The organism is Flavobacterium chungangense LMG 26729, from assembly GCF_000735715.2.
In the GTDB taxonomy this organism is placed as follows: Bacteria; Bacteroidota; Bacteroidia; order Flavobacteriales; family Flavobacteriaceae; genus Flavobacterium; species Flavobacterium chungangense.
This window is the reverse complement of the sequence record NZ_JASY01000015.1, coordinates 1-21,182: the sequence shown is the minus strand read 5'-3', so window position 1 is coordinate 21,182 and position 21,182 is coordinate 1. Positions and strand designations below refer to the sequence as shown.

Here is a 21,182-nt window from a genome sequence, read left to right as displayed (position 1 = left end):
AAATATACAGAAAGGGCTGTCTTTAAAACAGCCCTTTATAATAATAATGAATTTTATTTTTTAGATTTATCAATAGAAACTTTTCAAAACTCTTTTAAAAGTTCTACCCAACTGGCGCTCGTTTTGAATTAGTGACTAGTTAAATTGTATTAGGAAAAGAGCATTTCCGGTTTAAATAAATTCTTAGCCCTCCGAAGTTTACTTATGAATGTTTGTCATTTGTTCAAAAGAACAAAAACTATAAAAGTAGATTTAATCAAATTAACGAAGAACAAAGATCTACTATCAGAACTTTCCAAAAAAAACAGTTGTAGATACAAAGGTCCATGAAACACGGAAGATAGGTAATTGTTTAATTAGATTATTAAGATATCATGGAATTTCCAAAATCAACTTCAAGAGTTCCGATAATTGTAGATGAAAATCTAAAGCAGAAAATATTGGAATGGGAGCAGAAAAATATATTTTATGGTGCATTTCCTGTTGTTGGAGATAGTATGACTTGTGACGATCAAAAAAAGACAATACCAAACGGGTCTAAAGTTTTAGCTTATCAATTACAAATAGATTTTGAATCCGGTTTTTATCCATGGTTTGAAATACCTACGAACGAACCTCTTTTAATTATGGGCACAACATCCAAAGGAAATGATTTTTGTTTGTGTAAAACTATATTTTTTTTAGATTCAGTTAATAATATGGTCTCATTAAGATCTTATAATCCAAATTATAGTGACCAAATTATCCCAATATCCTATATCAAAACTCTATTTAAAATTGAGTTGGTTATAAAATAAGCCTCTCAAGTTTTTCAGACTTGGAAATTTACAAGAATCCTGTTAAGGTAGTAACCAATATATTAATAATCTTTCACAGTGATCTAAAGAGCATGTAAATGTTTAAAGATTGTTCCTTGTATCTTATTAAGCATTATCATACTTTTATCCTTTATTGAAAATTTAAAATAAATGAAGGAAATAGCGGGAAAGATATTTGAGATTCTACAAGATTATCACTGCGATAGTCCTGAAACTGATCATAGAATGTCAATTGAGCATATAATTGAATGGGCAAATCAATTTGACGATGATGCAGAATTTGTTCTTACTGAATTGTTATATTTTTTACCGCAAATCTATATTTCAAAAAACAGAGCAATAGAATTACTAGAGAAACGCCTTGTCGATTTTCAAGCGTTTTATAAATATAGTTCAATGCAGGAATTCATCAATAATACAAACTTTATTGATACTCAAAAACCAGAAAAAAGTCAAAAAGAAGTCCTTTCAATTCTGAGAAACATTTTAGATGAAAAGTATGGAATTAATTACGATCTTTTGATTGATCAGCCCAAAAAGCATTATATATATTTTGATGATGTATTAGCTACTGGGGGAACTGTTTATAAAGATCTTTCAAATTGGTTATCTGAATCTACTCATCTTAAAGATGTTTTAAGTAAAGAAAAAACAATAGCACTAAGTTTGTTTTGTTATCACAAACTAGGTTTTGATAATATTGAATGGCGGTTAATGAAAGCGTTTGACGATCGAATTAAAAATTTTCTGCTAGTTGGATTTGATTATAAAATAGAAAATCAACTCAAACCCAAATGGATTGCAGAAAAGCAAGCGCTGAATTGTATTTATCCTTTGGAAAAACAACCTAAAGAAGTCTTAGAATATTTAGCATCACTTGAAGGAGAGAATACTGGTGTTGCAGCTTTTAGACCAGAAAATCTTCCTCTTAAGGAAATCTTTTTTTCAAGTCCTGAGAGTAGAATACGTTTTGAAAATATAGTATTAGAAAAAGGATTGGAACTAATTCAAAAAATAAAAAAAGCTGATCCCGATCCTCGAAAAAGACCTCTTGGAGATACTGTGAGATCTCATCGCACCCTAGGAACTGGCACTTTATTTTTTACATGGAGAAACATATCGAATACCTGTCCCGTTGTATTTTGGTGGGATGTTCCCGGTCATGACTGGATTCCATTATTTTGTTTAAGAAATAGAGGAACTAATTAATTTTTTCATTAATTTGCAATATGAAAATATCTGAAAGAACATATAACACGGCTGATGTTATTGCTTTTAAAAGTACAAAAGAAGAATTTGGAGGATTGTCTAATATGGCTCCTGGATATTCTTTACGTGTCAATGATATAATTATACCTTCAGCTGAAGCTTTATATCAAGTTTGCCGTTTTCCTTTGTTTCCTCATATTCAGGAAGAAATTATATCTCAAAACAGTCCTATGACTGCTAAAATGATTAGTCGTAAGTATCATGGACATACAAGACAAGATTGGGAAGAAGTAAAATACGATATAATGTACTGGGTATTGAAGGTAAAGCTTTCTCAAAACTTAGAGAAGTTTTATAACCTTTTACAAAAAACAGGAAATTCCCCTATAGTTGAACTATCTAATAAAGATAAAGACTGGGCTGTCGTCCCTGAAGGGCATAATTCTTTAAGAGGTAAAAATGCATTAGGAAGATTGTTGATGCAACTAAGATCTGAATATATTAATAACAATAATTCTATTGATTGTGTTTCTCCTTTAAATATAAACGGCTTCCTTCTTTATGGTTCGGAAATTGAAACTGTCTGCAATCCAGAAATTGAATATGAAAACCACTTCCTTTTTGATTTAGATTATGCTTAACTAAGAGTTATTTGCTATTTTTCTTAAAAAAACAGCAAATAAACCTACTGTTAACTTAATGATAAAACAATTTAGCTTTGGCAAAAAAATATAAATTTTGCCAAAGTTAGATTTCAATACCTCTACCTCTACCTTAACACTCCTGAAAAATGGAATGATTTAAACCATTTCTAAGGTTTATCGATTTGCATATTTCGAAAATAAAAAACCTTCCAAAAATCTGTAAGGCTAATTAAGTAAAAGTAAGAATGAATTTATTTTTTAGATTCCTCAATAGAAACTTTTCTAAACTCTTTTAAAAGTTTTTCAATTTCCAAAGTTGATTTACGAGCTCTCGCTCCTGCTGCTTTAAAACCTTTATCAATTAATGATTCAGATTCTGTTTTAAATGTTTCGATTTCAGCGTTTATTTTTGCTACTAAATCTTTCATGATATTTTTTTTAAATTTAAGATGGCAAAAGTAAAGTTTTGCTTTTTTTATAAAGCAAAACTTTACGACAAAAATTAGAAAAACTTTAATCTGTATTTCCTATATTATCGAACCTCATTTTCTTGAGACATCTTATTTAGTTCATCAATAAAATAAGAAGTTGGACATCCGACTTCTGCAAAAAAGGCTTGGCTGAATTTTTTAGTACTGCTAAAGCCAACTTCTTCAGCCAATGCACTATTTGAATATTTTCTTATTTTACTGTCCTCTTTTAACAACTTTATTAGATAATGTATTTTAAGATCAGCAATGTATTTTACAAATCTCTTCCCTCTGTATTTATAAATTACATTTGATAAATATTTTGGGTTGGAATTGAATACAGCAGCAAGCTTTACGGAAGTTAAGTCTTTTAAAAGAAATTTTTTATCCCTTTCAAATTTTTCTAATTGCCTGAGTATATCTGCAACAGTATCTTTATTCATATTTCCAATTCCTCTATCTACATTTTTGACTTCCACTTTGGAATCAGCTTCATTCTTTGCCATCAATTCCTCAAATCTCTGCCTGTAAATATTCTTATTTCTGATATGTCTGTAAGCAATGAATAATACAACTAAAAAAAACAGAACTACTATACCAATGTAAATAAAGTCATTATACTTCCTTTTCTTAAACAAGATTTCAATATGCAGCTTGTCTTTTAATAATACTTTCGTATCATAATCTTTACGCACCCGACCTGAAAGATAGATGAACTTGTTATCTAATATGCTGTCCGCCTTTAGGAGCTTGTCTGTATAATAGAGCTGCTTATGAAGATCTTTTTTTGATTTGTAATACTTTAATAGCAATTCATAGTTCTGACGAAGATCTGGACGTATGTATCCTTTGGTATCAAAAATACGATCTACCTTAATAAAATACGGAAGTGCCATTTCAGGTTTATGAAGATTCCAGTAGCTTTTACCAATATAAAAATATCCGACAGACACATTGCCAAAATCTTTGTTTTTATTTATAGACGGAATTGAATATTTAATTTTTTTTATAGCTTCTGCATAGTTGTTTTTAAAATACTGATTGATTCCTTCTGAATGAATAAAGTAATCTTTCATTTCATAATTGTCGAGTCTTATACCTTCCTGAATACCCTTTTCATTTATTTTAGAACATAATCCGTAATTGCCAATTCTATTTTGACATAAACCAAGTAAATGCAATGAATTTAAATATGCCCTTGCGTTTCCCTTTCTAAAATAATCCGTACACTCTATCAATAAAGAAATTGCTTCATCATAGAAGCCCAGAAAATATTTTATACTGGCAATATGATATTTAACCTTATGTATTAAGTACTGATCATTGGTTTTAGATATAAAATTATCAGCAATGAGATAATTATCCAGCGCATTTTTATGCTCTTTTCGTGAATAGTAAACAATTCCTTTAGAAAGATAAGAGGATCCTATAAGCTCATTGTCATGTGATTTTCGTGCTGTTAAAATCATGCTGTCAGCATAAGCTAGTTGAAACTTATCGGAGGTATAGTGTACATAATTTTTATATCCGTTTACTATTTCTTTAGAATTTCTCTCTCTTTTAGCTTTTTGTAGAAAGTATTCAAGATAAAATGCCTGCCGATTTTTAATATCTGCGGTTGATTCTATTCTCTCAAATAGATAGTCATACGTTTTTCTTATAAGTGAATCGGAGGCTCTAACTTTATTTTCCTGAGCATGAAATTGATCTCCAAATAAAAAGACCAGTATCATTATATATTGTTTAAACATAAATTAAGTTTTAAATTGAAGCAATTGTCCTTAAATGCATTTTTTTAAGCAAAAAGCACTATTTGGTAAATATAATTTAATGGGAAGCTTAAAAGAGTATTGATGTTAACGTAATTAATTGATTTTTAGTATGATTTACCATGAAAAAAGGGTGTCGATTTTCGGAAAATCGATACCCTAAATTCGGAAAATCGATATACAATGTTTTGCAAACTAGAAAATCTACATTTAGATTTGTTTCGAATTCAATAGCAAAAAAAACATTTGGCATCGTGTCGGATAAAAGTTCTGCTAGCCCGGGTGAAATGAACTGACTGAAAAAAAAGCAGTCGTTACATTTAACACTTTTTAATCATGAAAAATTTTTTATTATTGTTGGTGGTGATTCTTACATCACTATTGTTTTCTTGTACAAGCGAGAATATGGAAAGCTCAATTGGTAATTTGGTTGAAGAGAAATCTAAAAACACAGCAAAACTATTTCAAAATCTGAGTCCTGAAAATCCTGCTAATACATATGATATAGCAGGTAAAATACACAATGATCTTCTTGATGTTTACCTGTCGTGTAATTACACATTTAATACAATTCCTCAAATAAGCCAAATAGTAGATTCCATTTCGGCTTTAAATAATGACCTTTTAATTTTGGGAACAAATCTTCCAGTAAATTTTCAAGAAATACAAGAAACTGTAGATAATCCTCAGACAAAATTAGAACAGGCGATTGCAAACTCCTCAATGACAAATGCTGCTAAAATTTGTCTGTCCAACTACATGGCATCCTTAATTTTATGGGAAATAAATGAATATTCTGTAATTCATCAGTCCATAATTTCATTTGAAGCATCTGTTATAGCGAATACGCAGTTTAGCAGTGAGGATAAGAGAATCATTCTGACCACTTCATCTATAGTAAGATATTCTACCTATTACGCAAAAGAGCGCAAAGACAAAGACTGGGAAACTTCTGTTGGCAATCGTGTTGGTGCGGTACAAGGCGCGGTAGCTAATTCTTCAACTGCAGTTAACAAGTCAATCTTGACTGGACTCCTGATTCACAATCTCTAAGCTTAATAGTGATGTACTTAACTGAGTTGAAGGAAAAACAGCTGCAATATCTCTATTGCATGTTTTTGATTCTTTTCAACCTTGTAAGCCTTTATTTCATCATGGATTTATTATCCTATGATGAAATAATAGGCTATTTAAGTGATGGCGGGATAAAAACTGATTGTCCCAGAAGACTGGCCTATTTATTTTTTATAAACGGAGTCTCTAATTTATTTTTTGTCTGCGTTTCATTGATGGCCAGATTATTTGACAAGTAGTACTTTGTGTTTGATTTCATCAATACAAAGCAAACACTTAGAGCACAAATAAAATTAAACTTTATAAAGCATTTATTTTGGCATCTATTAAATCAATTTATAATCGCTTAGGCATACAAATTTACATTTTTGAAGCCATCACATCCAGGATTGTTTTGAGAGAAATACTTACAGTAGATAGATTTACCGTCTTGATGATAAATTCCGGGGCTGTATGTATGCACGTTAACAGCAGAAAGATCCATTTGTTTGTAAACGAGGTTATCGTTATTCCAAAAAGGTCATTATGTGAAATTTTAATCATAACTAATCCCTTTAAAATTAGCCTGCTGTCTTTTACCTCTGAGTTTGCTTTTCATAATAGTACCAGATGGCCCCATGTAGGATATTTTGAATTTTTTGTTGCAAAAGATGCTACTAAAATTTTTTTAAAGGACAAAGAAATCGGATTGCTGGTTGATTTGCTTAAAATAATCAATAGTAAAGTAAGTCGTTCAAATAAGCACATTTTTAAAAAGGAATTATTGCTTTTGAGTTTTAATCTTTTTCTCTACGAATTGGCAAGGTCTTACTATAGATCGGCATGGTATGAAAATGTAAAGCATACTGGAAATGAAAAAATCGCTATCCATTTTCTCAGATTACTAGAACTTAACTGCAGAAAAGAACACAGTGTAAAGTTCTATGCAGATGCTTTAAATGTAACAACAGGCCATCTTACTAAAACTATCAAACAAGTTATAGAAATAACAGCAAAACAATGTATCGAAAATGCAATAATTCTGGAAGCCAAAATTCTTCTTCAAAATAATGATTTAACCATTTTACATATTTCAGAAGAATTGAAATTTGCAAATACTTCTTTTTTTAGTACTTTTTTTAAAAAGCATACTTCCCTGTCTCCTTCCGAATACCGATTACAATTAAACTCACATAAATAATTAAATAATAAAGTTTTTTGACTGGGAAAAGGATGTTCTATAAGCATTGATTCAGAGTACTGTCGGCAATAATCCGAGAGAAATATTTACTAAGTAAAAGTAAAAGAAATGACTCAAACCTATCTTTTAGAATGGATGGACTTAACGGTAACCTCAACCCTTAATCCTAACAAAACAGATCTTACTATGATTACTCCAGCTCAATCAAGGGCGATTATAGAAAAAGCTGCTGAACAAACATTTTTTATTCAATCACAGTTTACTGTACAGGTTTTTTCTCTTACCAAAGAGAAACAGATCAAAATTTTAGTTGGAAATTATTATTCTTCATTACTCTTTCTTTTAAATAGAATCAGAGAGATAAGCAATGATACAGATCTTAACAAAGATAATCTAACGGAGGTCACAACGGCTCTAATATCTTGTCTGGATGAGTTAATAACCTTTCTAGAATCAAGATTTTCAATTTATTTAAATGCCAGCGTTCAAACTACTGAAAAGAAAACAGATGACCGTTTAACAATCAATAACCCTTCGAGTAAAATTTTATGCAAGCTTTCAACAGATCAGACTGCCTTAATATTGAGAGCATCCGATGAATTAAAAATTCTTATTTCAAAATCAATGAATCATTTATTTAAAACAATTGTTCCTTTTCTATCCACTCCAAACAAAACAGATATTTCTTATAATTCTATGAGAAGCAAAGCATACACTGCTGAAGAGAGAGATAAGGAAATAGCAATCGAAACATTGGAACGGATGATTGAGCAGATTAAAGAATATTAACTAAAACATTAATAATTTAAAATTAAAAAACATGAAAAAGCTATCTTACATTTTAACCTTTGTCTTTATTATAGTGACTGGCTGTACCTCAAAAACATTAGATGAAAAATTGGCTACTGAGCTTATCTTAGAAAAAAATAAGTATCCTCGTGTTGTAGATCATGATATTTTCTGCGGTGATCCTTCACACGCTTATACCATTTTTAAATCCGGGCTTGTAGAAAAAGGATTTGTAAAAGTGCTTCAGTCGAAGAAATTTGGTGATACAACTTCCTTTATAAGTTTTACTATTGCAGCAAAACCCTATTTACAACCGACGCCGAAAGACGACAAAATATCTAAAATTCAACGTGTAAAAGTAGCAGATGAAGAATTTGGAGCAATCAAAGAAATAAGAATGATGAGTTCCGGCAATAAGGCAATTGTAGAGTATACTACGATTCGAAGAAAGAATATTTTTGCTGCAGCAATGAAAAATGGGCTGAAAGACACACTCAATCATGAAGTGTATTTTATACAAAGCGATGGTGGCTGGCAACTGTTGGATAAAAAGTCGGAGATTGATTTTTTGTCATTTTAGAATAGGGATAAACGATCCTAAAATAATTGATTTGATCATAAAAAAAGCCTGAAAATCTAAAAAAATATTCTCAGGCTTTTTTATAGTGGTCCTTACGAACTGTTTAAGAACCATTTTTACAACATTTAAAGAAAATTTCAATGGTGAATTTTATTTATAGTAAAAAGGTTAGTGTATTGCAGTAAAAACATTCATTTCCTTCAAGTTTCAAAATTGAAAAATGATGTCTCCACCACTCAAGTTTTTCTTTTCGGGTAAAAGACTGAAAAAGAATATTGCGATATATGCAGCAGTCTCTTTGAGAAAAAAAGCTATTATTGAAACAATTTTTGGTCAATTAAAAATTTTTTTTCAAGTTGAGCATTCAAGAAATCAATCACAAACCAATTACTCTAGCAACATATTTTCAGCTTTAATCGTTATAACTGTGTTGATAAATCCTCTTTAAAAGGCTTTTTTTTGAGACTAAACAACTATTTTTTTTAATGATTAATATCAAACTCACGTTAAATATGCAAAAATTTAGTTGACAGTTAAAAATCTCCAAAATATTTTATCGAAGATTGTTCCTTTAATCTCGTAAACGTATGATTATTTATAGCACATAAGGTGTATGGAAAAACTTTAAGTATTAGCCAAAATTAATACCAGATATTTAGGTTTCGTTTTTCATGTCGGACAAATTTATACAAAGAAGCCACGAAAACTTTCATGGCCTCTTTAAAAAAAATAATGGTAATCTTTTTTCAAATAAATTATTATCCTTGTAATTGTGGGTTTAAAACCCCAGCTGTAACGGTATAAATTAATCCATTAGGGCCTTCTTGCGCAAACCCAAAAATACCATATTGTCCTTCCTGATAAATTTGGTTGTCTCTTTCATTATAAGGTATAGCTGCCCATTTTTGAACATCAGAAGCTTTAACTGTTATTTTGGTTGTAGGATAGCCTGAATCTGATGGACAAGAAATCTCCAGGTTGAAAGAAGTGTCCAGAATATTATCATCTGGAACCAAAAACCAAGTAGGTGTAGGTCCGGAACCATTTTGTCCGGGAGGTATTGGCAAGGCTACCATTTCGTTAATTGAAAAAGAGCCGGTTCTTAAATTTCCATTAGTAATTTTTGTTACTTCACAGAATAGTTGACTTCCGTCTGCTGCTCCTGCATCGTTTTGACTTAGAGCAGATAATTGAAATACTGTATTTGTCGCCATATTTTTATGTTTTAAAAGTTCTTTGTTTTTTAATTACTGTTTCCTATTTATTCTGGTAAGTGTCACTTATTTTTTAGATAATTTCCAATGTCCACTAGTTTACCTTTACGAAGGGATCCCAAAAATAATAACCAAGGCTATTCCCTGAATTATCCATTATTTGAAAAGTAATTGAATACTGTGTAGTTCCTGAAGCCAGTACATTAGAGTTATAGTCCGTCTGCTTAACCACTTGATAACCAGAAGACCCCGCTGTATCATAAATATTTCGGTAAGTAACAACAGAAACTGGAACAGAAATTGACGGGGGATTAGGTTGAAAGCCTGGAGTTATACCTGCAATTATTGCATTATGCTGTAAACCAGATCCTGGACATGTTAATTCCCATTGAATAGTATCTCCTACATTAGCATCAATTTCCAATTCGGAGCTAGCCCTGCCGTTATGCTCTTTACTATCTATGTAGCCCCTGCTTGTTATCATATACACATATATATCTGAATCATCGTTTGATCCCAGAGATGTTGGACTTGTTGCTGTTCCTCCTTTAAGATTCTTTGCAAGAATCGTTTCAACATCTATTACACTAAGAATGTTTATTGTTTTTGCCATGATTTCTAAAATTTATTTAGTTGTTCCTACTCATAAGGCTTTTCGGATTTCACCCCGTTTTTATAGTGGTTTCTGAACTCCACTTTTAAATAAATGAGTAAAAATAAAACTAGCTAGCTTTTTAATTTCTTTAGTAAAAGTATTGTTTTACAATAGTTTAAATTTAAAAAATCCCATAAGTATGAAGTTTTTATCCATAAGAAGGCGAAACTACGGAACAAGAATTTTTTATCAGCATTTTTACAAAACAAAATAGGTTTGCCTGTTAATTATAATATACAAAATGAGCTCAACAATTGTTGAGCTCATTGGATTAAAAAAATGTATTTAATTAATTGTCTTCTGCAACATTAAGCAACGAAATTTGCAATGTATCTGCAATAGCAGGATTCACTGAAACCAATACAGCTGAAAAACGATCGGAATAAGCAAAATTATAAGCATCAGAAAGTTTTTGTAAAACAGCAGCATATTGGTTGTAGTACAATGGGTTATTTTGCAAAGCACTAAATAGAGAAGTACTGGGTATGGAAAACCAATCAGTACTTGAAATCGCTCCCACTTTTGTTTTGCCAATTATTGTTTCAGAACCAATCGCTCCAATATTAAATCCTGCCAATAAATCGCCGGTTATCCACCCATAAACGTCGTTTGCAGGATTTTGAGAAGTTTCTCCATTAATTGAAAAAGAGGCATTGGCACCATAAATACCACTTGGATTGATTAAATCATTTTTTTTATAAACGATAATTGTTGTCCCAACTACACTGCCTATAGTCCCGGTTAAAGTAATATCACCTGTATTGTCAATTGTAGCTGTTAAATTATAAGCTTGGGCACTTTGAGGCCCGGTGGTTGGTACATTTGGCCCAACGCCATTAAACTGACCTGCAATTGTGGCTATAATTCCATTTCCTAATCCGGGTATCACTTTTCCAACCATCGTATTGGGTCCAAAATTTTGAATCAGTGAGTTAAGATAGTCCTCAAAAAGATCATAAGGCGTAACTGGAACACCACCAATTGGCGGATAAGAAGAAGGCCCAATAACACGTGCAAAACCAGTTCCAGGTTGCGTTGGCAACTGTTCAAAACTGCCAGGGACAAGAGCAGGCAAAGCATTGCTTAAACCAGACTGTGGTGTAGCTGTAATAGCACTTAATTGTGTATAAATCATTTGAGAAGTTTTACCTGTTTTAATGCCATTATCTGTTTGTACAATTGCCTTATGCAAAAAAGTCTCTAGCTGCATGGGAATACTCCAATAGTCAATACTGGTTAAATCGGCTACATCAGTCGGATTTCCATTAAACGTTAATTCCATTTTATCATAGCGAAGAAAAAAATTGGGGTCGGTAATATTTTGGGCAGGCTCATAACCCGCATTCAGAACAGACCATGTCTGACCATACGATATATAAATCCTGCCACTAAAATTTTGAATGGACACTCCTGCACCCAAATCAGTTAAAGAATACCAGTTCCCTTTTCCTGCTTCTTTATTTAACGGTTGTATTTCGAGTTCTAAAGGTTGTAACTGATTTGGATCCGGATAGTGTATGCTAAATAGAGCTGTATCACTTCCGGAAACAAAACCTATTGATACAAGTTTATCAGATAAGCCACTGTTGTTCTTGAAAATTACTTTTAATGTTGCCATACTATTGTTTTTTTTAGTTTATGAACTATTTATAATTTTAGTCCAATAAAGGTAGTATGGCAAATCATTCCGATTTAAAAAAAAGGAACGAAACCGTGATTTTTTTGAATAAGAATAGAAAATCAGTCCTAAAAATTATTTTCAGATGTTTTATCGTGATGCAAAAAAATAAACCAAGCGAATGGATGTCTTTTTGGAACAAAGCAGGACATAGAGATTATTTTAAAATGTATGTCTTGCTAATGATATCTTTGTATTTATCACTTAGTATCACTCTATGATTTCCTTGTAGTATAATCAAATTATCTGCAGGAATAATCTCTGTCATTTTTTTAGTGTTCACAATAAAATTTCTATGTGTCCTGCAAAAAACAGTACTGTCAAACAATTCTAAGATTTTTGTTAATGATATAAGGATGATAAATTTTTCTTTTTCTGTTATAATATTACAATATTTTTCTTCGACTTCAATATAGATAATATCACTGATATCTACCTTTTTAAGTGATTTCCCTTTTTTAATAAATAAATATTCTTTGCTAATTACTGTGTTTTCTTCTTCGCTCAGAAAAACATCATCTTGGGCATAGAATTTTTCGACAGCCAACTCAAGAGCATATAAAAGTTCAAGCTCATTAAATGGTTTCATCAGATAACTAAATGGCTTTGTCAATTTTGCACGTTCAAATATTTTTCTGTCTGTAGAACTCGTTAGAAAAACAAAAGGCTTTGAAGCATTTGGAACGGCATTGATGCTTTCCGCAAAAGCAAGACCATCAGGCGAACCATTCAAAAAAATATCAATTATCACTATGTCAACCTTATTGTTATAAAACAGGGATAAAGCATCTTTATGATTTCTAGCCAAGCCTGCAATTGTATAGTTATTGGCTTGTAATCCTTTTATTAGAGCATCACTTTCTGATGGTATGTCCTCAATAATTAATACATTAATATTGTCCATTGTGGTACTTTTTAGCCAAAGATACGATGATTTTTGTTCCTTTCCCTAATTCGCTTTCTATATCCAATTTCCCATTATTTTTTTGGATCATTGATTTACACAATTGCATTCCTAAACCAGTACCGATTATTTCTGCATTCTCTTTTTTAGACATTAAGGTGGTTTCTTTCAGAAAAGATGTTCTTGTGTTTTCGCTCATGCCTATCCCGTTATCTTCAATAATCAACTCGCAATACTCTTCATTAGTATTTTGAGTATAAATTTTCAAGATTCCATTCTGTTTTGAAAATTTAATTGCATTGTCTAAAAAATTACGAAGTATTATTTTTAAAGATTCCTGATCGGCAAAAACTATATCTTTCTTAGAAACTGAATTTTCAAAAACAAGATTTTTTTCAGATATTAAAGGGAGATAATTATATGCCATCAGCTCTACAATAAAATACAAACGCATGGAAGTTACCTCAAAGAAAGATTGTTTTGTCTGGAGTAGAGCCCAGTGCAATAAATTATCCAATAAGTTATAAGTACCATTTGCAATAGCACTGTTTTGATGTAAAAGAGAATCCAGTTCGTCCAGATTTTTGGTAGCTAAATTTTCCCTTAATTTAGTATTGCTGGTTTTCATTGCATTGACAGAGGAACGCAAATCATGACTTACTATAGAAAACAAGGTATCTTTAGTATCATTCAATTCATCAAGTGTCTCTTTCTGGGTTAAGATGATTTTGTTGGTTTTTATTTTTTCTCTGTAAAAATAAACAGCCGTTCCTAATAACAATAAAAGCACAATCGATGAGTAGAACAGCCCATTTCTTTCGGCCATTTTAATTTTATTTTCGGCTTGAAGCAAACCTACTTCTTTTTGTTTTTGTTTTATTGCAAATTGTTTTTCTAGCTCCGCAACTTCCCATATTTTATTTTGATTGTTCAAAGAATCTTTCCATTGATCATATTCTTCTCTGTATGTTAATGCCTTTGCGAAATGGTTACGGTTTTTTTCTACTACAGCCATATTGAGTGCTGCATTTTGTTTTAATTGGTAATTTTTTACTTTTTTGGAAAGATTATACGCTTTCTCAAAATAAGGAATGGCCAGATTATCTTTGTACTGGTCATAGTATAATGTGGCAATATCTCCATAAGAGCCTACCAATATTGAAGAATTATTTTGTTTTTCCTCTAATTTTATACTCTCCAGTAAATAATACTCAGCTTTTTTAAATTCTTTTAAATGCAAATAACACAGCCCCAGATTGTGTTTCACACTACTTTTTTTTATACCCAAAAGCTTATCTTCATGGAGTTTTTCAATTTCCTGAAAGTAATTAATTGCCTCTTTGAATTTTTTTTCTTCCAAAACTATTTGACCAAGGAGCATTTTACTGTGATTAAAGAATTCAAAATCTTTAGAAATTGAAGTAAATTCCTTTTTACTTTCCTTTAAAATTTTTTTCTCTTTAAAACTAAATCCTCTAAAAAAATGGCAAAAGTTTTCAATCTCCTTACTTTGATTCCCAATACTCAACTGTTTCATCGAGTAAACTAAAGTTGAATCCCATTCTTTTTGCAAAAAAGAATATCGTGCTTTATTAAAATTAGATTCACCCATAATTTTTTTGCTTTTCGCTATAATTTCTTTTTCAAAAGCACTATGATTTTGTTGGGGAAAAAATAATTGAGGAAAAAGTAAAAAAATAAAGATTACTATTTTAGAAACAACTTTCATTTGCTAATTTTTGTTAGCAATTTAGTCAAAATAAAAAAAACAGAGACTAACTAAGCCACTGTTTTTTTACTTCCCTGATTATCATAAACCAGTTTGCACAGTCGTTACTGTTCCTCTGGAACCCGTTGGATCTTCATCCCACAAAAAAGTAACAATTTCCTTTAATTTTAAAAGGTCTGGTATTGGCAAGTCTTTAGGCAATATCCTATTGGGAGTATAATCTTTAGGATTTGCTTTAAAACTCAATTGAAAAATATTGAATGTTGAGCATGGTTCAGGAGCTACATCATAGCATACATAAAAATTAGCATAAGGCATTTTATTATTAGTATAACTGAAATCCTGTATAACCGTCAATTGATCAGCTGTAACTTTTGTTTTTTCACTAATAAATACGACAATACTAATCTGCATCTCGTATTTTTTATTTATTGTTACTTGCGCAATCGGAGGTAGCGGTTTTTTATGTCTAGGGTTAGGGAATTTTATTTGATATCCCAAGCTCTTTACTTTAACTCCTTTTATTTTAATACCAGCCGGTTTTTCTATTCGACAGCAAGAAGTATCTTGTTGATCTATTGTACTCATAATTATTTGTTTTTAGATTAAAATCTATTAAATTAAAAAAATAAGATTCCGTTTTAACGAGAGCTTGTTTTTATGATCCTAATACGATATACAATTGTTTACTTATTGTTTATTCCGCTTCTTGTTCAACAGTATCGTTGAATCTGTATTTGTAGTACAGACCACTTCTCAATAGTATAAGAAAATGGATCCGTTGATCTCGTTCGCCGCCTGATAGCGTTTAGCATTCATAAATACAAACGCCAAAACTAAATACGAATCCTGGGTAGTACTTTGTTATTTTGTTTGTTATAATTTGATTAATTTACTTTAACAATCAAAATTTTAAGAACGTAGGCTATTTTAAAATACCAAGGTTCCTAACGAAATTTTTTCTTTTGCAGGAACAAATCGAATTGATCTGGGTTAAAAGCATTAATTTAATACTGTACAAAGAAAATTAAAAGGATAACTTTTATTGAGTAAATTGGTACGAAGTGGTCTTTTTTTGGAACGAAGTAAAATTTAAATGAGACGAACAAAGATATGAGCATGAACATCATACCTTTTTTGCCACAAAAAGTTAAGGTTGTCTCCTTTTACTTTAATTAAAAAGTCAAATCCCATTATTTTTAAACTTACACACTTTTTAGGACAGTGTCCACAGCTTTTGTCTTTCCTGTCTCATAACCTCAACCTTATTTTCCTCCAAGGACAAATTCATATACATGTACAGTTTCAGACAAAGGATATTGTTGACTAATCTTCATGGCAACTCTTACTTTTTGCATAAAAAACAAGCTGTGGTCTGACCTATACCATAAAATTTTAAAAATCAAACAATTATACAAAACACCAGTAAATATACTCATTTAAAACACAATTAAAAATACCTTTTGCAAACCAAATTTAACTTTATGAAAAAGGGTATTGGAAGTTGAACTCTCAACTTGATTACAGCCATAGCAGTGATAATTATGATATGATTTCTCACATCCTTTCTCTGATCCGCATTTACTACATTTAAAGCCATCATACCACTTGATTTTGCTTAAATCAATCATCTGGAATTTTGTTGTTAAATTGAGTATTTTTTGACCTTTAAATTCCTCCATTGTCTTAAAATTAAAGAAATAATATATAGAAACTAAATTAGTAACTCGTAAAATTTTATCTTCAAAAAGCAGGAGTCTTAAATGATTATCAATGAGCAGTATATAACCTTATAATTACGTTAATAAGAACTTTCTCGAAAATAAATCCAAAAAATGGTACTTTTGCACTGATTAAACAAAACAACAACTTTGAAAAAGTATCTAATCATATTGCTTAGCTGCATTATTTTAGTACCATCATTTGGTAGTGTGTTTGTTTATTTATCTTTTAAACTAGAGCAACAAGAGATTGTAAAAACCATCTGCGTACAGCGAAAAATGGTTTTTAATACCTGTAACGGACACTGTGAACTTCAAAAAAGTCTAAAGAAATACGACGACAACGAAAAGAAAATGCAGAACAACCTGAAAGAAAAAACAGAGTTGGTTTACATTTTACATACTTCAAATAATACTTTCAAATTAATAGAACCTATTGAAATCAAAGCAGACTTTCCAGCTAGATTCGACAATAAACCTATTTCTGTTTCAACCGAGACTTTCCGTCCCCCTTCTTTTTTTATATAAATTCTAATTTCAATTTCAATTCGTATTGGAATTACTTTTCATTGTTATACAACAATGAAATAGTGCTTGCACTCTAATAAAATTACAATTATATAAAAATTATAAAATGAAAAAAGGGATATTTTTTGCGGCAGCTTTGGCGGCTTCACTACAAATATATGCGCAAAAAAAAGATAGCATAACCAACAAATATACCTTAATGGACGAGGTAATTATTGAAGGAGTCAGAAAGTCCAAAGATGTTTCCAGTGAACTGGCTTCTAAACTCCCACTCAAGAATCTTGAAAATCCTCAGGTGACGGCTTCGGTTTCACCACAACTTATTAAAAACAGAAATTTTTTCACTCAAGGCGAAATGCTCAAAAATGCCACAGGTGTTGCGCCCAGCTGGGCGGGAATTTCACCTTATTATTCCATCCGGGGATTTCGTACGCGATCGAGTTTTAGAAATGGCGTAAACGGTTATGTGGCCTCTGATATGGATCCGGTTAACATCGCCCAGTTGGAAGTGATAAAAGGGCCGAGCGCCGTAATTTTTGGAGGTGGTGGCGCAACCATGATTACTTTTGGAGGACTCATTAATCGTGTTACTGTAAAACCCCAGCAGACCACTTTTGCTGACATTACTGTAATGGGCGGGTCTTACAATCTGCAGAGAGCCACTATTGATATAAATACACCTCTTGACAAAGACGGAAAGGTTCTTGCCCGATTAACCGGGGCTTATAACTACAATGATACTTTTCAGGACCAGGGTTTTTCAAAAACATTTTTTTTAGCTCCCAGTATTTCTTATAAAATCAGCGATGATTTAAATATTCAGCTTGATGCCGAAATTTTAAACAAAACAGCTACGAACAATACGCTGTACCAAGTGGCTTTGGGGACTGCTAAATCAGCTGATGAACTTAATTTAGATTATTACCGATCTTTCAATGACAACTCGGTTACGATGAATAACAAGGCGGTAAATATTTATGGAAAAATCATTTACAGGCTTTCAGAGAATTGGAAATCAGAGACCAATTTAATCTCAGTCAATAATAAGACTCCGGGGGATTACATTAGGCTAAGATTAGATGACGACAGCAAAAATGTGACACGAAGAGTGTACAGGATGTATCCGGAAAATATTACCAGCCAACAAATCCAACAGGACTTTGTCGGGAATTTCAAAATTGGCAATGTGAAAAACCGTCTGATTACAGGTGTAGAATATTATCATTATCTCTACGGAATTGCCAGTAAATCTATGAATTTTACTAAAGTTTCGGCTACTGCTCCAGATCCTCAAAATGCTTATTTCAATAATGAATATATTTCCGGTCAATTGGATTCAAAACCTTATGGAGAGAATTATAAGGCGATTCAAGATCATTATTCCCTATATGTTTCAGATGTTATCAACCCATTGGAGAATTTAAGTGTAATGCTTAGCGCCCGAATAAATTACATCAATAACAAAGGGACTGAGGATTTATTAACAGCAACAACTACCGGGGATTATACACAAACGGCTGTTTCTCCGAAATTGGGAATCAATTACCAGATTATCCCTGAAAGAATAGCATTGTTTGCCAATTATATGAATGGTTTTCAGCCGCAGGCACCACAATCAGTAAACGGACAAATGACAAATTTCCAGCCCGTTTATGGAAATCAATGGGAATCTGGAGTTAAAGTTTCTTTGAAAAAGAACCTTTTAGATGCCGTTTTGAGTTATTATAATATTGATGTAACCAATGCGGTAAGACAAAACCCAAATGATACGGCTTCCTACATGCAGGACGGCGAGCAGCGCAGTAAAGGTTTTGAGGCAGATTTAGAATCAAATCCGATAAGAGGACTCTTTCTGCATGCCGGTTTTGCTTATAATGACAGTAAACTTATTGTTTCAGATGCGCTTACTCAAGGTTTAAGACCTGTAGATGCCGGCCCTAAATTTTCCGGAACGTGGTATGTTAATTATGCTCCGCAGTCAAAAGCTTTAAATGGCTTTTCGTTTGGTATAGGGGGGAGTCATTATGGTAAAGATTTGATGATTAATAATACCAATGGTTCTTTTTACACGAATCCTTATACCTTGATCAATTCGGTTCTAAGTTTTGAGAAAACCCGTTATGTATTTTCACTTTCTGCCAATAACCTGCTCAATGAGCACTATTGGTACGGCGGTCGTGGTATGATTACTCCAGGAACTCTTCGCCAAGTGATTTTATCTCTAAAATTGTAATACTGTAATTCAGAACTTCTAGTGAAAAAAATTACAAAAACCTCATTTAAACTGCATAGTTACCTCGGATTGTTTTTCGGGGTACTGTATTTATTTTTTGGAATTTCGGGCGCTTTATTGGTTTTTAAAAAAGAGATCGAGTATTTCAATAATCCGCCGATGCATTATTGCGTTAAAGGCAGTAAAACCATTTCATTAAACCAGATGTATCATAAAGTCTCTGAGAGGTATCCCCAGGCGCGGCAGATCATGCTTCAGACTTTTCCCAGAAATACCTGCGACACCTATGAATTTATGATTTTTAATTATCAGGACAAGGCAAACGATAATTATCTCTATTGCTGTATGATAGACCCTTATTCTGGAAAAATTATGAGAGAGGGCAGTTTTGGTTCTTTGCAATCCCCTTTTTTCCGCTGGCTGTATGCTGCGCATTACTCGCTTTTAATTGATAAACCAGGCCGGCTTATAACGGCAATTGCGGCCATTACTTTATTATTAAACTTAATTACAGGTGTGATCATTTATCGTAAAAAGATATTTGCCGTACTTATTTTTAAAGAGAAGTTAAATCGTAAATCTTCCAGAACGCTTTCTTCTTCATTGCACAGGATTATTAGTGTCTGGACTTTGATGCTTAATTTCATTCTTTTTTTTACCGGTTTCTGGATGAATAAAAGTCTTTTTTTACCTGCTGAATGGGAATTAATTCCTAAGAAAGAACAGAATTATCAGGTAAAGGCAAATATTGACCAAGTAATAAAACAGGCTCGGGAGATTCCGAATTTTAATCCAATTGCCGTAAAAATAGCTGCTGATAAAAAAACAGACATTATAGTAAGCGGCGAGTTTTCGGATACTGAAAATCCATTGTATTTTGGGAAAGGCAGCGACGTTTATTATGACAGTGATAATGGCAATTGGATCAAAACCATACGCATTGAAGAAAAATCATTTTCTGACCGGTTTTATTGGATCATGAAACAGCTTCACAGAGGGGATTATGATAATTTTTGGATTAAAATTTTGTATGTAATTGCCGGATTTAGCCCTGGAATACTTTCTATTACGGGATTTATTCTTTGGAAAACAAAAGGCAAAAAGCAATAACTGCTTAAAAACAGTTTGAAACTTCATTATAAAAAATAATAGAATTGGGTGACAAATACTTATAATTTAGAATACATTTCTTGTAAATATTCATAAATAAATCTCCAATGAAGCAGGTCAGAATCATCGTAAACCTTAGCAAAAGAGCCCAAAGAACCTTATTTTACAAGATTGTAACGATCTTTTTTTCCATCTTTACACTTATTAAAAATGAGAATTTTTATAAAGAAACTGTAAAAACCCGCCACGATGAAGATCTGATGGTTTACAACCAAAGAAATGTTTAAAATCTTTTATAAAATGGGACTGGTCAAAGTATCTGAAATCGTGGGTTGCCTGCTCCCAGTCAACATTTTTTATCTGTTGTATTTCTTTGTAAGCTACATTTTCCCTTACAATACGGCTGTAGGTTTTTGGAGAAACGCCGATCTGCTGTTTAAAATGGTTTTGAAAAGAGGCTCTGGTCATTCCTACTTTATTGCGCAGCTGAACAATATCCATCTGGCCTAAACTTGTAATGATATGCTCCATAGCCACTAGAATTTCTGTCTTTGTTTTATTCTTAGACCTTACAGCAATTTGGAGGAGCCAATTATCTACTACTAGGAATCATACTGTCAATATCCAGACCGCAGTCATCCAGTTGATTATAAAATGTGACAGTATCCGGTAAAAAATTATCTGCTTCCATCCATTTATTGGTAAAATAGTTTTTGGGAATTCCAAACAATTCAAAAGCAGCACCCGCCTTAAGTTCTACCAGGATTTCTGAATTGACAATGGCTTCACTTGTAAAATATTTTACCTCATCAGTCTGCCCGCTAAAACGGATGCGTGCCGAGTGCTGTTCTTTCCTGCCAATATCAATTACACTGGC

The 21,182-nt window shown here is 32.0% G+C and carries 20 protein-coding genes and 3 pseudogenes; 11 read left to right on the top strand and 12 right to left on the bottom strand.

Annotated features, from left to right (window positions below):
- Positions 1–374 precede the first annotated feature (374 nt).
- The 3 genes from JE46_RS19180 to JE46_RS19170 all read left to right on the top strand — a co-directional run bounded on the left by JE46_RS19180 (position 375) and on the right by JE46_RS19170 (position 2,668).
- Entirely contained in the window at positions 375–797 is a 423-nt protein-coding gene (locus JE46_RS19180) for a hypothetical protein (RefSeq protein ID WP_031456902.1), read from the top strand.
- A gap of 171 nt (positions 798–968) precedes the next feature.
- A complete protein-coding gene (locus tag JE46_RS19175; RefSeq protein WP_031456901.1) occupies positions 969–2,027 on the top strand; it encodes a phosphoribosyltransferase-like protein in 1,059 nt (352 codons plus the stop codon).
- 20 nt (positions 2,028–2,047) lie between these two features.
- The gene (locus JE46_RS19170) at positions 2,048–2,668 is read left to right on the top strand and encodes an NADAR family protein (RefSeq protein WP_035136872.1); all 621 of its coding nucleotides are present in this window, start codon (positions 2,048–2,050) and stop codon (positions 2,666–2,668) included.
- A gap of 254 nt (positions 2,669–2,922) precedes the next feature.
- Here JE46_RS19170 and JE46_RS19165 read toward each other — a convergent pair whose 3' ends face one another.
- Both JE46_RS19165 and JE46_RS19160 read right to left on the bottom strand, forming a co-directional pair.
- Complete coding sequence (locus JE46_RS19165; RefSeq protein WP_031456899.1) at positions 2,923–3,099, bottom strand: histone H1; 177 nt, start codon at positions 3,097–3,099, stop codon at positions 2,923–2,925.
- A 104-nt stretch (positions 3,100–3,203) separates the two neighbouring features.
- Positions 3,204–4,892 carry an AraC family transcriptional regulator gene (locus JE46_RS19160; RefSeq protein WP_031456898.1) on the bottom strand — a complete coding sequence of 563 codons (1,689 nt, stop codon included), beginning with the start codon at positions 4,890–4,892 and terminating at the stop codon, positions 3,204–3,206.
- Between the two features lie 354 nt (positions 4,893–5,246).
- Between JE46_RS19160 and JE46_RS19155 the strand changes: the two genes are divergently transcribed.
- The 5 genes and pseudogenes from JE46_RS19155 to JE46_RS24750 form a co-directional block, all read left to right on the top strand.
- Positions 5,247–5,963, top strand: a complete 717-nt coding sequence (locus tag JE46_RS19155) for a hypothetical protein (RefSeq protein ID WP_157505947.1) — start codon at positions 5,247–5,249, stop codon at positions 5,961–5,963.
- 337 nt (positions 5,964–6,300) lie between these two features.
- Complete coding sequence (locus JE46_RS19150) at positions 6,301–7,164, top strand: helix-turn-helix domain-containing protein (protein ID WP_157505946.1); 864 nt, start codon at positions 6,301–6,303, stop codon at positions 7,162–7,164.
- A 108-nt stretch (positions 7,165–7,272) separates the two neighbouring features.
- On the top strand, positions 7,273–7,953 hold the full coding sequence (locus JE46_RS19145) for a hypothetical protein (protein ID WP_031456895.1): 681 nt from the start codon (positions 7,273–7,275) through the stop codon (positions 7,951–7,953).
- Positions 7,954–7,984: 31 nt separating this feature from the next.
- Positions 7,985–8,533, top strand: coding sequence for a hypothetical protein (locus tag JE46_RS19140; protein WP_031456894.1), 549 nt, complete (start codon positions 7,985–7,987; stop codon positions 8,531–8,533).
- 259 nt (positions 8,534–8,792) lie between these two features.
- A pseudogene (locus JE46_RS24750) lies at positions 8,793–9,063 on the top strand (hypothetical protein); the annotation flags it as partial.
- Positions 9,064–9,291: 228 nt separating this feature from the next.
- Here JE46_RS24750 and JE46_RS19130 read toward each other — a convergent pair.
- The 8 genes and pseudogenes from JE46_RS19130 to JE46_RS24740 all read right to left on the bottom strand — a co-directional run.
- The gene (locus JE46_RS19130; protein ID WP_031456892.1) at positions 9,292–9,747 is read right to left on the bottom strand and encodes a hypothetical protein; all 456 of its coding nucleotides are present in this window, start codon (positions 9,745–9,747) and stop codon (positions 9,292–9,294) included.
- A 94-nt stretch (positions 9,748–9,841) separates the two neighbouring features.
- On the bottom strand, positions 9,842–10,360 hold the full coding sequence (locus JE46_RS19125; RefSeq protein WP_031456891.1) for an AidA/PixA family protein: 519 nt from the start codon (positions 10,358–10,360) through the stop codon (positions 9,842–9,844).
- Positions 10,361–10,691: 331 nt separating this feature from the next.
- Positions 10,692–12,020: a beta-1,3-glucanase family protein gene (locus JE46_RS19120; RefSeq protein ID WP_031456890.1), complete on the bottom strand. Its 1,329-nt coding sequence runs from the start codon at positions 12,018–12,020 to the stop codon at positions 10,692–10,694.
- Between the two features lie 217 nt (positions 12,021–12,237).
- Positions 12,238–12,984 (bottom strand): LytR/AlgR family response regulator transcription factor, encoded by a 747-nt coding sequence (locus tag JE46_RS19115; protein WP_031456889.1) that lies wholly within the window; start codon positions 12,982–12,984, stop codon positions 12,238–12,240.
- Positions 12,971–14,713 (bottom strand): tetratricopeptide repeat-containing sensor histidine kinase, encoded by a 1,743-nt coding sequence (locus JE46_RS19110; protein ID WP_035136870.1) that lies wholly within the window; start codon positions 14,711–14,713, stop codon positions 12,971–12,973. Before JE46_RS19110 ends, JE46_RS19115 begins: the two co-directional genes overlap by 14 nt.
- An 81-nt stretch (positions 14,714–14,794) precedes the next feature.
- Positions 14,795–15,301 (bottom strand): hypothetical protein, encoded by a 507-nt coding sequence (locus JE46_RS19105; protein ID WP_031456887.1) that lies wholly within the window; start codon positions 15,299–15,301, stop codon positions 14,795–14,797.
- A 680-nt stretch (positions 15,302–15,981) separates the two neighbouring features.
- Positions 15,982–16,077, bottom strand: a pseudogene (locus tag JE46_RS24745) (IS1595 family transposase); the annotation flags it as partial.
- 78 nt (positions 16,078–16,155) lie between these two features.
- Positions 16,156–16,395 (bottom strand): annotated as a pseudogene (locus JE46_RS24740) (IS1595 family transposase); the annotation flags it as partial.
- A gap of 189 nt (positions 16,396–16,584) precedes the next feature.
- Between JE46_RS24740 and JE46_RS19095 the strand changes: the two are divergent.
- The 3 genes from JE46_RS19095 (at position 16,585) to JE46_RS19085 (ending at position 20,305) form a co-directional block, all read left to right on the top strand.
- Positions 16,585–16,962 (top strand): hypothetical protein, encoded by a 378-nt coding sequence (locus JE46_RS19095; protein ID WP_031456886.1) that lies wholly within the window; start codon positions 16,585–16,587, stop codon positions 16,960–16,962.
- Between the two features lie 106 nt (positions 16,963–17,068).
- Positions 17,069–19,195, top strand: coding sequence for a TonB-dependent siderophore receptor (locus JE46_RS19090; protein ID WP_031456885.1), 2,127 nt, complete (start codon positions 17,069–17,071; stop codon positions 19,193–19,195).
- Between the two features lie 21 nt (positions 19,196–19,216).
- On the top strand, positions 19,217–20,305 hold the full coding sequence (locus JE46_RS19085; protein ID WP_031456884.1) for a PepSY-associated TM helix domain-containing protein: 1,089 nt from the start codon (positions 19,217–19,219) through the stop codon (positions 20,303–20,305).
- Between the two features lie 204 nt (positions 20,306–20,509).
- On the opposite strand, the gene JE46_RS19080 is transcribed toward JE46_RS19085, so the two are convergent.
- Both JE46_RS19080 and JE46_RS24290 read right to left on the bottom strand, forming a co-directional pair.
- Entirely contained in the window at positions 20,510–20,836 is a 327-nt protein-coding gene (locus tag JE46_RS19080; RefSeq protein WP_031456883.1) for a helix-turn-helix domain-containing protein, read from the bottom strand.
- Positions 20,837–20,897: 61 nt separating this feature from the next.
- Positions 20,898–21,182: hypothetical protein (locus JE46_RS24290; protein WP_035136860.1), on the bottom strand; the 285-nt coding region annotated here is incomplete at its 5' end.